Raw genomic sequence first — 14,162 nt, 5'->3', positions numbered from 1 at the left:
GCCTTAACAGCTAAAACAACTTTAGGGGTTTAATCATAGCGTCCAATAAAGTGCTTACTCAAAAGCCCCTTTCGGCTACTTTCCCCCAGCCAAGTCAATAAAACTCCCGGTCACATAACTGGCTTCATTGCTAAGCAACCATGCAATGGCATTAGCAACCTCTTCGCAAGTGCCGCCGCGCTTCATAGGTAATAACGAAGCTAAGCGCTCAACACGCTGCGGCTCACCGCCATCGGCATGGATATCAGTATAGATACAACCAGGTCTAACACAGTTAACTCGAATACCACTGCCTGCTAATTCCAATGATAAACCAGTCGTAAAACTATCAATGGCACCTTTGGATGCGGCATAGTCGACATATTCGTTGGCACCACCTAAGCGCGATGCGGCTGAAGACACATTAACAATAGCGCATCGGGTAGTATCATGGTGAGTTCTAAAGTGCTTAATGGCTTCTCGGGCACAAATAAAATATGGGGTAACGTTTTGCATCAAAATGGCATTTATACGCTCAGCACTCATTTGCTCTACGCGCATTTGTGTTTGTAAAACCCCAACATTGTTAACCAGGTGACTAACTGCTCCCAACTTTTCTTCAACCATTGAAAACAACTCGACCACCGCTTTTTCATCGCTAATATCAGCTTGAAAAAGCGCACCGTTGCCACCGTTTCTACGTATTTTTTCCAGTACCGAGGAAGCCGCCTCAGTATTATTTTTAAAGTTTATAGCAACTTTATAACCACACGATGCCAACTTTATTGCGGTCGCAGCGCCAATACCACGACTCGCACCGGTTATTAAAACAACTTTTCCCAAAGGTACTATCCAAAATCAACCAAACTGAGGTCACTGTACACAATAACAATTGTGATTAAAATTGATATCTAAAAGCAATAGAGGCCGAAGCTTCATTTTCCTTACTAGCTCTTTGCTCACCGTATCCCGCGATCACACGCATTTTCCACCCTTTGTCGTGATAGGCTCTAGAAAATGAGTAGCTATAACTAACACCAAGTCCATAGATGCTTTTTCTATCAAAAGTTTGCAAAAATGCAGAACCAATAGCGCAACCAATAACCCCTCCAACTGATGGTTCTTTGTCTTTTTCGCATTCACTCTCTCGATCGCTAGCCTTAACGCCAATTGCGCCCACAACAAGACCTAATGCATGTTTATCATTATCACTGATGACTCTTTCCCAACCAAAAGTGAAACCTACATCTAAGCTTTGACCCACTTGAAAGTACATTCCACCATCTTCAGAATAACTGCCAATTTCAGCATTTAAGACGTAAGGAAAACCAGTTCCTAATGAATAGCCTATTTTGCTTTCCTGTGAGTTGGCACTTGCAATTGAGGTATAGGTACCTGCGATAAGAGCAAGTGTTAAAGCTAATTTGTTCATTTCATTTCCTAGCGATGGTCAAAAAAAGTTCCCATTAAAGGGATGCCTTACAAAAATATAATCGCGTATGCTGCATCAAGCAACGAAATAAATGTAACAATTGTTACCAATGATAGATTGGAAAATCTTATTTCTCTTTTTATAAAATTTTTATTGCATCATAAAAAAACAGCATCTAATATCCAATTGCTTCTTGATGATAGCCAATCCGAGTACATCACACGGCATGTGTGGCAAGGCGATAGAGCAACTATCCAAGAGTGACTTTGAATGCGTATTTACGCGCTTATTGACGCTCAACTTTTCAACTTGATTTGAAAAATGATTTGGAAAGTTTGTTTCTATTTTTGGAGGCTCTTATGGCTAACTCGGCGTTGGATTTTTCTGCTTTTTCACCTTCAGCTCTTAGTGCTGAACAACTTCACCTAATTGACACTACTGTGGCTCAATTTGGCGCCCCGTTACTTTTGCTTGACTGTGACATTGTTCGTGAGCAATACCGTACACTTGCAAACGCATTGCCCAATGTAACGTTACACTTTGCACTTAAACCACTTCCTCACGAAGCTATTGTTCGCACATTATTAGCTGAAGCCGCAAGTTTTGACTTAGCTACCAGCGGTGAAGTCGAGTTAGTTGCAAGCCAAGGCGTGCCTAGCGAGAAAACCATTCACACACACCCAATTAAGCGTGATAAAGATATCCGTGACGCGCTTGAGTATGGTTGTAGCGTATTCGTTGTTGATAATCTCAATGAGCTGGATAAGTTTACCGCTTATAAAGAGCAAGTTGAGTTATTGGTAAGATTGAGCTTTCGCAATGCAGATGCAATTGCAGATCTCTCTAAAAAATTTGGTTGCAACCGTGATATGGCGATTGAAATCATCTCCAAAGCGCAACAGTTAGGTATTCACATTAAAGGTTTATCGTTTCATGTTGGCTCGCAAACAAGCAGTCCCCAAAAATATGTGGATGCTATTATTGCTTGCAAGCAAGTAATGGAAGAGGTGGTTGATCTCGGATTACCTGCACTTAGCACATTAGATATTGGTGGCGGCTTTCCAGTAAGCTACACGAAACAGGTAATGCCTATTGATGAGTTTTGCGTACCTATTAATGCTGCTTTGGCGCAGCTGCCTGAAACAGTGCAAATTCTCGCAGAACCTGGACGCTTTATTGTCGCGCCAGCGATGATGAGTGTATCGTCTGTAATGGGACAAGCAATGCGTGAAGGCAAAACTTGGTACTATTTAGATGATGGTATTTATGGCTCTTTCAGTGGCCAGATATTTGATGAGGCTAGCTATCCGATTGTTGCTATCAGCAATAGCAATGAGTGTTACCCAAGCGTTCTTGCAGGTCCCACATGCGACAGCATTGACGTAGTAGCGGAAAGCATCATGCTACCGAAGCTAAATAATGGCGATTTGATTGTTGCTCGCATGATGGGTGCTTATACCAGTGCAACGGCAACCGACTTTAACTTCTTTAAGCGCGCGCAGACAGTCGTTTTAAATGAACCAAGCTTAGCCGATCGTAAACTAGGATAATCACAGCAACAGAGCATGCAACTGCATGCTCTATAACTATTGTTAATTTTGTGTAAGTGTCTGTAATTTACATACCAAAGTCTCACCTATATGCTTTTCTTACTCTCACTAATTACGTATTTTGTAAGGAAAGCTGATGTCAGTCCAAGATCAAACAACACCATTAAATCCAGCAGTTAAAAACCCAAATAATATTGAAGCCAAAAAATACTACGTTTTCAATGAAACAGGCAATATCATGATGGCAAGTACTATTGATGCTAACAATGAGCTGTCGGAGTCAGTACAAAAAGTATTTTCAGAAGTGTCAGTTTTCTTTGCCGGTATGTCACGAGCAATCACAACAACAATCAACCCTGCTACTAAAAAACCTTATTCACTGTATAACTACGAAGCATTACAAAATGTGATCAGTGGTTCAGGCTTATTTGTACATGTTACTGAAGAAGATGTTAGCTATGAAACATCAAGTTTTGGTGCCGACTTCAGCAAAGAGCTTATTGAGTCTCTACTTGGTTTAGCAACAGGCACCGGTGAAATGAGCTTTGCTTCGGCAATGGTCTCTTCAATAGGTAAAGAAGGATTAAACTTGTCTGGCTCATCAAGTACCTCACAAAGCAAAGTCGGTAATATCGTATTCGTTTGTGAATACCTCTTTGGTATGCCAAGCATCAGCGCTATCGTAGTCTACGCAGACTGCGATCAACATAAGCAGCAGCTAAAGCTTGGTCCTTGTTTTAGTGAGTCTTCGATTAGTACCAAATGGAAACTGCACAAAGACACCTACATGTTTGTTACACCAACATTTATTAAAAATTATGCTGGCGATTTAACTTCGATTAACTCCGATCCTGATTACCTCGAACTAGTAAATTGGCTAAGCGGTTTGCTAACACAAACGCCAATTATCATTGATGTTATTGATACAACGAATAACAGTGTTGTTGATTCAGGGAGCGCACTGGATAAAAGTGTAACCTATAAACTGCAAGGACAATTCTTACAAACATCAGATGGTCGTTTGCAATTCGCTGACGCAAGTAGTAAAGCTAAGATTACTGCAACCAGTGATTGGACAGCCGATGAGATTGAATTCACTGTCTCAGGTACACAAAATGAAGCAGCGTCAATTCAAGTCTTAGATAAAAATGGTAATGTTATTACTCAAACAGCCCAAACATTCACCATCGCAAGTTAAACATCATAGGTGTGCTTTGACGCACACCTACTTTTTGGAGTGCAATTGTGAGCTGGTTTAATTGGTTACACCGAGCATTGGACAATAACGGGCCATCGCCGGCTCCAAAGAAAAATGATTCAGAAAGATACAGTTATTTCAATACCACAGGCACTATGTTAGTGACCTCGATATGCCCGCCAACACAGTCCTTACCAGCAGAAACACAGAGAATATTCAACCAAAGCGCTGCTTTTTTAGCAACGGCTATGAGGGCTATTTCAACGACTACCAATCCACACACAGGTCAACCCTACTCTATTTTCAATCATTTTGCTTTAACACGAGTTCTGACAGGTTCTGGGCGATTTGCTAAGCTTTCAGAGGAAATCTTGATGATACCCAATGACGTATTTTGTGAAGATGATCATTGTGGGCTCTTCTCTACACTCTTTAGCATGGACTTTAGCAAGCACAGCTTACCATTTGCCAAAGCACTCACTACAGAATTCGCAAACAATGCCTGTGATATGGCAACGAGATCCCACCCTGCGGAGTCAAAAACAGCGCATTTAGTGCTTAGCTGTGAGCACCTTTATGGTCTTGCGAATGTAAATGTTATTCTTTTCACATTAGATAACCAAGTTCACAGTGAACACCTCGCTAAGCGACCATGTTTGCACAAAGGACATACTTTACCTGATTGGCAAATTGCAAAAGAGCAATTCATCTATACAAGCAGTCCACCAAAGAGCAGTAGCATATGATAAACGGAGTTTGTCTTCAGAAATAAAAAAGCCCACTGTTAGGTAGGCTTTTTCATTTTTAAATAGTCAGAGTTAGGATTCAATCGCTATTAACTCTACTTCAAAAATAAGCAACGAGCCTGGTTCTATTTTACCTGCAGCTCGGTCACCATAACCTAAATCTGGGCCAATGAAAAAACGGAACTTGTCGCCTTCTTTCATCAATTGCACACCTTCGGTCCAACCTGGGATAACCTGATTTAAACCAAAACTGATTGGGCTATCGCGTAACACTGAGCTGTCAAATACTGCGCCATCAAGCAAGGTACCATGATAGTGTACTTTCACTTTACTAGTTGCCGTAGGGTGTACTTCACCAGTGCCACTTTTTAACACTTCATATTGCAAACCTGACTCAGTGCTCTGAATTCCCTCTTTAAAAGCATTTTGCGCTAAAAATTCCTGTGCAGCTTTGCGATTAAATTGTGCTGTCTGTTTTTGCGTTTTAGACTGCTTATAGACAAGTCCTGCTAACACTAAAATTACAACCAATAAAATGATATTTGTAGTCGACATTATTCACCCTTTTCTTTGTCGTCTTCTTTATCTTCACCATTGACCACATTGGCGATATGCGCCAAACGCGCTAGCGCCAAAGCGTTAATACTCCCCTCTGGGTACTCGCCATCGGTTAACTTACCCGCAGGTTTATCCATCAATAGTGTCAGCGCTTCATCAACACTTTCTACGGCATAGATATTAAATTTACCCGCTGTCACTGCTGCAATGATCTCATCATCTAAAACAAGATTTACACGGTTAGAATGAGGGATGATCACCCCTTGCTCACCTGTTAAACCACGCATTTTACAAAGCTTGAAGAAGCCTTCAATTTTCTCATTTACCCCACCGATGGCTTGCACTTCACCATGCTGGTTAATAGAACCCGTTAACGCTAAAGACTGGTTGATTGGCAGTTGAGTAATGGCAGAGATAAGACCACATAGTTCCGCCAAAGACGCGCTATCGCCATCGATATAACCGTAGCTTTGTTCAATTGCAATATTAGCGCTCAGTGTTAAAGCAAAGTTTTGTGCATACTTATTACCTAAATAGCCGGTCAGTAGCATTACTCCTTTTGAGTGAATTGATTTACCTAACTCAGCTTCACGCTCAACGTCAATTACGCCATCCGCTCCAGCATACACAGTTGCCGTTATGCGCGCAGGTGTTCCAAATGCAGTATCACCAATGTGTAAGACCGTTAGGCCATTTACTTTGCCCACAGCTTTACTTTGGGTTGCTATCAGTGTGTGCCCTTCTTGGATATCACTGAGCATATTCTCGCTAAGCTGCCCAGTGCGATATTGTTTGCCAGCAACGGCCTCATCAATATGTTCTGCATCTATTTGCGTCACATCATCTTGTTTGGCATAAAAGCTGGCCTCAGCAACTAACTCAAGCACATCAGCAAAGCGTGCCGATAACTTAGTATGGTGTTCGGCTTGGCGATAACTAAATTTGAGCAACCGCACAAATGCTTGCGCACTTAAAGTACAGTTCAGTGTGCTGCTAGCATAGTCTTGTACTTTGGTAATAAACTGGTACTGCATTTTATCTGAACTTGGCAGGTAATAATCGAAATCGGCCAATACTCTAAATAGCTCCGCAAACTCTTCATCGTATTCACCAATGGTGTAATACAGCTCACGTGAGCCCAATAAAATTATTTTTACATCCAATGGAATAAGCTGCGGTTTCAATGTAAAGCTGCTGCCCACAGAGTTATCTTGATAGGGCAAATCATTCTTGATTTGATGGGTTTTTAATGACAACTTTAACCCATCCCACACTTGGGGATTGGCCAATACTTTCTCTGCATCCATGATTAAGTAGCCACCATTCGCTCGATGCAGAGCGCCAGCTTGAATAGAGCGGTAACTGGTGATCAACGTACCTTGTGATGTAGCGTATTCTACTTTGCCAAAAATATTGCCAAAAGTTGGGTTTGGCTCATACACCACAGGAGCAGGATCGCCATCTTTATACTCAACTAAAATATTGGGCGCAAAAAAGTCACTGAGCATCCCTTTGGCATCAAAATCATCTTTGTTTTCGTCACTGTTGGCATCGTCGTCTAGCCACTCAAGCACAGCATCAACAATTTCCGTGCGCAAATCTTTTAAGTACCGCACCACCCCAATGTGGCTTGCATACTTGTGCTCTAAAGTCCTTAGCAAAGGTTTAGTTGCCATTTCAACGGTTGATTTTTTTAGGTTACGCAGCTTTTCTGATGATTCTCGCTTCCAACGCGGCAACTCTAATAACGCTTCTATCAAGGCATCTTCTAATTGCTCAATGGCATTTATAAAATGCGCCTGCAGATGCTCATCAAGCGCAGAAAATTCATTATCGTCTAGCTGTTTTCCATCAACGACTGGCGCAAAGCCCACCAGGTTGCTTTCTTCTAGCAAGGCCACGCTTTTCTCTGCAGCCAATTGCTCCACAGCCGTCAATGCCGCGTTATATTTATTATCAAAATCTCGGTCTATAGATTTTTTCTTGCGCTGATAACCTGGGTTATCAAAAGCTGCTGGAAAGGTATCAGCAACTTCGTCTAAAAACTCGTCGATGTCATCTGCCAACTCTTTACTCTGCCCAGCTTGCATAAACATAGCAATGGGCTCACGGTGATCATCGTAGTTGTTTACGTATAACCACTCTTTAGGGGTCTGGCGTGTTTTACTATGCACTTCGAGTTTGTCTTTTACCATGGTAAAACGGCCAAGAGCCGCCTCTCCCATCACAAATACGTTATAACCTGGCAGCTCTATACCCAGAGCAAAATCTAATGCGCTTTGAGCGCGTTGTTGACCAATAAAGGGAAGAGCTTCTGGGTAAGGATTGTGCATACAAGATTGCACATGGGTGATAGAGACTGACGGTGCTAAGGCGTCAGTCGATAATGGTGATATTTTTTTGGTCATTCCTAACTTCTTATTTCTAAACGCTAACTACAATCAAGCTAGGTTTTATGGGGATAATGCTTTACGTAAAAACTCATTATGCCCGCACTCTGAACAAGGCATAATCTCACTGGCGTAAAATACATCCGATTTATTGCCACAATTCTTACATACTAATTGCCCCATGGCTATCCATTCTCCGCTCTTGTAGGTGCCTTTGTGATTAAAATCTTGCACTAAGGCTTGCCATTCTAATTGCGTCCTATCTTCTAATTGCGCCAATTCATACCAAATAGATGCTTTAAGCTCCTCCCACGCCAAATCATCGTAATCGTTTTTATGCTTCTTGAGGTGTGCTAAATCACGGCTCAAGTAATGTTTGTATGTCTGTAACTTCTCTTGAGAAAAGTCTTTCAATGCCTGTTGATGCTCAATAAACTTTTCCACCAAGTCATCGACTTCATGCTCTTTCACATCTTTAACCCAATCAATAAATTGGCTTAGCCACGCTTTGTAACTTGACATGTCATACTCCATTTTTGCCGTATCATCTTAACTATAGCTTATGGGATACGCGGTGTGGTTTTTATACTCAGCGCAAATACTTAAAAATGCGCTGCGGCTACTGTGAATTGGTGCTTTTTTGGGGTATGCTATCGGGCAATTTTCTATCAATTTGCAAGAAGTCTGGAAACGTAGATGCAAGAGCAATATAACCCGCAAGACATTGAGTCAAAAGTCCAACAATACTGGGAACAAAACAAGACATTTAAAGTCGTCGAAGACGAGAGCAAAGAGAAGTATTACTGTCTCTCGATGTTCCCATATCCAAGTGGTCGACTGCATATGGGTCACGTTCGTAACTACACTATTGGTGATGTAGTATCACGTTTCCAACGTTTACAAGGTAAAAACGTGATGCAACCTATGGGTTGGGACGCGTTTGGTCTGCCCGCGGAAAATGCTGCAATTAAAAACAACACAGCGCCAGCAAAATGGACCTACGAAAACATTGATTACATGCGTAACCAACTTAAGCAGCTTGGCTTTGGTTACGATTGGGATCGCGAAATTGCTACCTGTCATCCTGATTACTACAAGTGGGAACAGTGGTTCTTCACTAAGCTTTACGAAAAAGGCTTAGTGTACAAAAAAATGTCTACCGTAAATTGGGACCCTGTTGACCAAACTGTATTGGCTAACGAACAGGTAATCGACGGCCGTGGTTGGCGCTCAGGTGCGATAGTAGAGCAAAAAGAAATTCCACAATGGTTTATTAAAATCACTGACTATGCGCAAGAATTGCTTGATGATTTAGATAAGTTAGATAACTGGCCAGAGCAAGTTAAAACCATGCAGCGTAACTGGATTGGTCGCTCTGAAGGTTTAGAAATTGATTTCAAACGTGCCGACAACAGTGAAACATTTACGGTCTACACTACGCGCCCAGATACTTTCATGGGTGTAACTTACGTAGGTATCGCTGCAGCTCATCCAATTGCGCAAGAAGCCGCTAAAAACAACGCTGCGATTGCAACCTTTGTAGAAGAATGTAAGAACACCAAGGTTGCAGAAGCAGACATGGCAACCATGGAGAAAAAAGGCATTGATACTGGCTTTAAAGCGGTTCACCCGTTAACAGGTCAAGAAGTTCCAATCTGGATAGCTAACTTTGTATTGATGGACTACGGCTCAGGCGCAGTGATGGCAGTACCGGGGCACGACCAACGTGACTTTGAATTTGCCACCGCTTACGGCCTTGAAATCAAACAAGTGATCGCACCGGAAGCCGGCTCAGAGCTGGTTGCTGATTTAAGCAAAGAAGCGTTTACCGAAAAAGGCGTGTTAATTAACTCAGGTGAGTTTGATGGCCTAGATTTCGAAGGTGCGTTCAACGCCATCGCTGACAAACTAGAAGCGCAAAATGCTGGTAAGCGTAAGGTAAACTACCGTTTACGTGACTGGGGTGTAAGCCGTCAGCGCTATTGGGGTTCACCAATTCCAATGCTAAGTGACGAAAACGGTCAAGAACTTGCTGCAACGGCAGACATGCTACCTGTACGTCTTCCTGAAGATGTGGTGATGAATGGTGTAACGTCTCCAATTAAAGCAGATCCTGAGTGGGCAAAAACCACAATGAACGGTCAGCCTGTATTCCACGAAACAGATACCTTTGACACGTTTATGGAATCATCTTGGTATTATGCGCGCTACTGTAGCCCACGCTACGACGAAGGCATGTTAGAACCTGGTGCTGCAAACTACTGGCTACCAGTAAACCAGTACATTGGTGGTATTGAGCATGCAATCTTGCACTTGTTGTACTCACGTTTCTTCCACAAATTATTACGTGACTTTGGTTTAGTAAACTCAGATGAGCCGTTTGAGCGCTTATTATGCCAAGGCATGGTATTAGCTGAGACCTTCTATCGTAAAGATGAAAAAGGCGGTGATATTTGGATCTCACCCACTGACGTACAGACAGAAACTGACGAAAAAGGCCGAGTCACTAAGGCATGGCATAAAGAAGACGGTCAGCCTGTGTTCTCTGCTGGTATGAGTAAGATGTCTAAGTCAAAAAATAACGGTATCGACCCACAAACAGTTATCAAACAGTATGGTGCTGATACGGTCCGTTTATTTATGATGTTTACAGCACCACCAGAGCAAACGCTTGAATGGTCAGATTCTGGCGTAGAAGGCGCACACCGATTCTTAAAGCGTGTTTGGAAATATGCCGTTGATGTTAACGCTGCGGGTAAAGCTCAGTTAAATGTTGCAGCCCTTAACAGCAACCAAAAAGCACTGCGCCGTGAAATTCACAAAACCATTGCGAAAGTAACGGACGATTTATCACGTCGCCAAACGTTCAATACCGCAATTGCAGCTATCATGGAATTATCAAACAAGCTGGCAAAAGCACCGCTTAATGATGAACAAGATATTGCACTTGCCAATGAAGCGCTTAATGCAATGATCATTATGCTTGCACCTATTACGCCACACATGTGTCACGAGCTTTGGCTACAATTAGGTAACCAAAACGATATTCTTGACGAAGCATGGCCAACAGTAGATGAAGCCGCTTTAGTAGAAGATGAAAAGCTCATTATCGTACAAGTTAACGGTAAACTGCGCGCTAAATTAACAGTGGCCGCAGATGCTAACCAAGAGCAAGTAGAAGCACTGGCCTTTGCCGATGAAAACGTCACAAAGTTCACCGATGATAAAACCATCCGCAAGGTGATTTATGTACCTGGCAAACTACTTAACGTGGTAGCAAACTAAGATGCGCGTCACTGCGTTTTTCAAACATGGACTAGCGCTTTTGCTAGTCTGTGTTTTGTTATCTAGCTGTGGCTTTCACCTCAAGAAAGCCTCATATTTACCAATCGAAATGCGCACCTTGCAATTAACCGGTGACGACACCCGTGCTCAGTTATTTGAACTACTTAGCAGCGATTTACAGCAAGCAAAAGTGACTTTGGTTAGCAAAGCGAAAGATGATACAGCAATTACAAAATTGCACCTGTATCGAGACACCTTAGAGCGACAAACATTAAGCTTGTTTAAAAATGGACAGGTGGCGCAATATCAACTTGCGTATGGTGTTTCATACCGTTTAACGCGCCCCAATCAAGAGCCTGTAGAACAACGCTTTGAGCTATATCGTAATTACCAAGACGACCCTGATAATGCCATTGCCAAGGCCAAAGAACTTGAGTTGCTTCTCAATGAGCTTCGTCAGTTGGCCAGTGAGCGTATTGTTCGAGAGTTATCGCAACTGTAATGCGCTATTACGCTAATCAACTAACCAACCAATTACGCCAATCTCTAGCACCATTTTATCTGGTGTTTGGCGAAGAGCCTTTCCAAGAAGCAAATTGCGTACTTGAAATAAAACAAGCCGCTAAAAAGCAAGGGTTTGATGAAGTCATTAAATTCTCCTTGTTGCCGGGCTTTGATTGGCAAGAACTGATAGCTCAATATAACAGCATGTCGTTGTTCAGTGCTCGCACATTGATAGAGTTTGATTTAAACCAGCAAAAGCCAGGCACACAAGGCAGCCAAGTATTTAAAGAACTCGCGGCCCACCCTAACCCTGATGTGGTATTAATTTTAAAAGGCGCAAAAGCCGGACAAGATATCCAACGTAGCGCATGGTTTAAAGCACTTGATAAGTCTGGCGTGTTTATCCCTTGCTACCCTTTGACAGGTGCCCATTTGGCTCGTTGGTTAGATGATCAATGTAAATTACTAAAGTTAAATTTGGCCAATGATGCCAAACGCAGCTTACTCAGCGCCACTGAAGGTAATTTACTAGCCACTTATCAAGAACTTGAGAAGCTATCATTACTTTATAAATCAGAGCCTATTGACCAAAAACAGGTGTTATCTGGGCTCCTTAATCAAGCAAAGTTCGATATCTTTGATTTGAATAATGCACTGTTGCAAGGTAACACAAAGCAGCTTGTTAAGGTTATGCTCAAACTTGCACAGGACAATGTTGAACCTGCCAGTATTGTTTGGACAATCAATAAAGAAGCACAGACCCTTTTGAGCATAAAACAGGGCTTACAACAAGGTCAAAACATCAGCCAACTGTTTAAACAGCATAGTGTTTGGAAAAACCAGCAAGCTGCCACATCACAGGCAATTGACCGATTAACCCAAGTTCGCCTCGAGCAGATAATTGACTTGCTGGCGCAGTTCGATACAGCCTATAAACGGGCGAATATTGTGGCTCCCTATCAGGCTTTAGCACATATTGCATTGTCTTTTTGCCAACCTGTGCCGTTTGACCTTCCCTACCAACACACTAACTAGAATTATGATTGCTTTATTTGGCGGAACATTTGACCCTATTCACCTTGGCCACATAAACATGGCTGAGCAATGTGTCAATGAACTGAAATTAGACAAGCTGTATTTCTTACCTTGTGCCATGCCAGTTCACAAAGCCCAACCAGGAATAACAGATGCGCATCGCTTGGCAATGCTGTCGCTCGCGACAAAACACAATCCTCAATTTACCATTGACCACAGAGAACTCATTAGACAAGGGCCCTCTTATTCACTGCTGAGTTTACAAGAGTGTCGAACAGCGTCACCCAATACACCGCTGCTGTTTCTTATGGGTATGGACTCATTTAACAGTTTACCAACCTGGCATAAATGGCAAGAGATCACTGAGCTTTGTCACATCGTTGTTTATCAACGTCCCGCTGAAAAACTGGCAAATTGTGAGCAATTGACACAATACTTAGCACAGGCAAACACCTCTGAGCGTGAATTACTCGCTCAACAACCTGGTGGATTATGTTACTTTTTAGCGGGTGATACCTTTGATGCAGCCTCTAGTAATATTCGTAACCGTATAAAAAATAGAGAAAACACTGAACATTTGCTTAACGAACAAGTCAGACAATACATTGAAGAACATCACCTGTATGCTGAATAAGGCTTCGTGCTGTGTTAGAATCGCCGATTATTTTATTTAGTAAAGAGAAACAAACTTGAATTCTGAACAACTTTTAGACTTTGCTTTGGACAAAGTGGACGATATGAAGGCCCGTGATGTAGTAAAACTTGACGTGCGTGGTGTATCTTCTGTCACCGATTACTTAGTGATCTGCTCAGGTAACTCTAAGCGTCATGTCCAATCAATTGCAGAGCATGTTGCAAAAGAAGCTCGTCATGCTGGTGAAGAGCCTTTAGGTCAAGAAGGTCAAGATGTTGGTGAGTGGGTATTGGTTGATTTGGGCGATGTCGTCGTTCATGTTATGCAAGATCAAACACGTGCATTGTATGACCTTGAAAAGCTTTGGGGCTAAGGTTTGAAGATTCAACTAGTTGCCGTTGGAACCAAAATGCCAGCTTGGGTTGAAACAGGTTTCAAAGAGTACCAGCGCCGCTTTCCTAAAGACATGGCGCTGGAACTCATTGAAATACCAGCGGGTAAACGAGGTAAAAACGCCGACATAAAAAGGATTTTGCAAGTTGAAGGTGAGAAAACCCTCGCTGCTATCCCCAAAGGTAATCGCATCGTTACATTAGAAGTAACGGGAAAGCCTTGGGATACGCATCAACTTGCCAGTAATATGCAAAAATGGCAGTTGGATGGTCGGGACATCAGCTTATTAATTGGTGGGCCTGAAGGTTTAGCACCAGAGTGTATTGCTGCTTCAGAGCAAAAGTGGTCTTTGTCTAATTTGACACTACCACACCCTTTAGTACGTATTATTGTTGCAGAGAGCCTCTATCGTGGATGGAGCTTAAACAACAATCATCCATATCATAGAGAATAGTTAG

Annotated in this window: 14 protein-coding genes; 9 read left to right on the top strand and 5 right to left on the bottom strand. The window is 42.4% G+C overall.

Going from position 1 to position 14,162, the window contains the following annotated elements:
• Positions 1-75 precede the first annotated feature (75 nt).
• Both HC733_RS02875 and HC733_RS02870 read right to left on the bottom strand, forming a co-directional pair.
• Positions 76-822: an SDR family oxidoreductase gene (locus tag HC733_RS02875; RefSeq protein WP_190363555.1), complete on the bottom strand. Its 747-nt coding sequence runs from the start codon at positions 820-822 to the stop codon at positions 76-78.
• 55 nt (positions 823-877) lie between these two features.
• Positions 878-1,411, bottom strand: a complete 534-nt coding sequence (locus HC733_RS02870; RefSeq protein WP_190363554.1) for a hypothetical protein — start codon at positions 1,409-1,411, stop codon at positions 878-880.
• A gap of 359 nt (positions 1,412-1,770) precedes the next feature.
• Between HC733_RS02870 and HC733_RS02865 the strand changes: the two genes are divergently transcribed.
• The 3 genes from HC733_RS02865 (at position 1,771) to HC733_RS02855 (ending at position 4,905) form a co-directional block, all read left to right on the top strand.
• The gene (locus HC733_RS02865) at positions 1,771-2,961 is read left to right on the top strand and encodes a type III PLP-dependent enzyme (RefSeq protein WP_190363553.1); all 1,191 of its coding nucleotides are present in this window, start codon (positions 1,771-1,773) and stop codon (positions 2,959-2,961) included.
• A 136-nt stretch (positions 2,962-3,097) separates the two neighbouring features.
• Positions 3,098-4,159: a hypothetical protein gene (locus tag HC733_RS02860; protein ID WP_190363552.1), complete on the top strand. Its 1,062-nt coding sequence runs from the start codon at positions 3,098-3,100 to the stop codon at positions 4,157-4,159.
• A 47-nt stretch (positions 4,160-4,206) separates the two neighbouring features.
• Positions 4,207-4,905 (top strand): hypothetical protein, encoded by a 699-nt coding sequence (locus tag HC733_RS02855; protein WP_190363551.1) that lies wholly within the window; start codon positions 4,207-4,209, stop codon positions 4,903-4,905.
• Between the two features lie 72 nt (positions 4,906-4,977).
• Here the strand turns inward: HC733_RS02855 and HC733_RS02850 are convergent, their stop codons facing one another.
• From HC733_RS02850 to HC733_RS02840, 3 genes are read right to left on the bottom strand one after another with little or no spacing between them, the layout of a single operon-like run.
• On the bottom strand, positions 4,978-5,460 hold the full coding sequence (locus tag HC733_RS02850) for an FKBP-type peptidyl-prolyl cis-trans isomerase (protein ID WP_190363550.1): 483 nt from the start codon (positions 5,458-5,460) through the stop codon (positions 4,978-4,980).
• Complete coding sequence (locus tag HC733_RS02845; RefSeq protein ID WP_190363549.1) at positions 5,460-7,871, bottom strand: Lon protease family protein; 2,412 nt, start codon at positions 7,869-7,871, stop codon at positions 5,460-5,462. Before HC733_RS02845 ends, HC733_RS02850 begins: the two co-directional genes overlap by 1 nt.
• Positions 7,872-7,916: 45 nt before the next feature.
• Positions 7,917-8,375 (bottom strand): zinc ribbon-containing protein, encoded by a 459-nt coding sequence (locus HC733_RS02840; RefSeq protein WP_190363548.1) that lies wholly within the window; start codon positions 8,373-8,375, stop codon positions 7,917-7,919.
• A 174-nt stretch (positions 8,376-8,549) separates the two neighbouring features.
• Between HC733_RS02840 and leuS the strand changes: the two genes are divergently transcribed.
• The 6 genes from leuS to rlmH are packed head-to-tail and all read left to right on the top strand — an operon-like array spanning position 8,550 to position 14,158.
• Positions 8,550-11,138 (top strand): leucine--tRNA ligase, encoded by a 2,589-nt coding sequence (leuS, locus tag HC733_RS02835; RefSeq protein WP_190363547.1) that lies wholly within the window; start codon positions 8,550-8,552, stop codon positions 11,136-11,138.
• Between the two features lies 1 nt (position 11,139).
• Positions 11,140-11,640 carry an LPS-assembly lipoprotein LptE gene (locus HC733_RS02830; RefSeq protein WP_190363546.1) on the top strand — a complete coding sequence of 167 codons (501 nt, stop codon included), beginning with the start codon at positions 11,140-11,142 and terminating at the stop codon, positions 11,638-11,640.
• The gene (gene holA / locus HC733_RS02825; protein ID WP_190363545.1) at positions 11,640-12,677 is read left to right on the top strand and encodes a DNA polymerase III subunit delta; all 1,038 of its coding nucleotides are present in this window, start codon (positions 11,640-11,642) and stop codon (positions 12,675-12,677) included. The genes HC733_RS02830 and holA overlap by 1 nt, the downstream gene beginning before the upstream one ends.
• A gap of 4 nt (positions 12,678-12,681) precedes the next feature.
• Positions 12,682-13,311 (top strand): nicotinate-nucleotide adenylyltransferase, encoded by a 630-nt coding sequence (gene nadD, locus HC733_RS02820; protein ID WP_190363544.1) that lies wholly within the window; start codon positions 12,682-12,684, stop codon positions 13,309-13,311.
• Between the two features lie 55 nt (positions 13,312-13,366).
• Entirely contained in the window at positions 13,367-13,684 is a 318-nt protein-coding gene (rsfS, locus tag HC733_RS02815; RefSeq protein ID WP_190363543.1) for a ribosome silencing factor, read from the top strand.
• A 3-nt stretch (positions 13,685-13,687) separates the two neighbouring features.
• The gene (rlmH, locus tag HC733_RS02810; RefSeq protein WP_190363542.1) at positions 13,688-14,158 is read left to right on the top strand and encodes a 23S rRNA (pseudouridine(1915)-N(3))-methyltransferase RlmH; all 471 of its coding nucleotides are present in this window, start codon (positions 13,688-13,690) and stop codon (positions 14,156-14,158) included.
• Positions 14,159-14,162 lie beyond the last annotated feature (4 nt).

This window comes from Pseudoalteromonas sp. S16_S37, from assembly GCF_014694405.1.
Lineage (GTDB): Bacteria > Pseudomonadota > Gammaproteobacteria > Enterobacterales > Alteromonadaceae > Pseudoalteromonas.
Note: the sequence above shows the minus strand (reverse complement) of the source record. Positions and strands in the feature narration are given on the sequence as shown.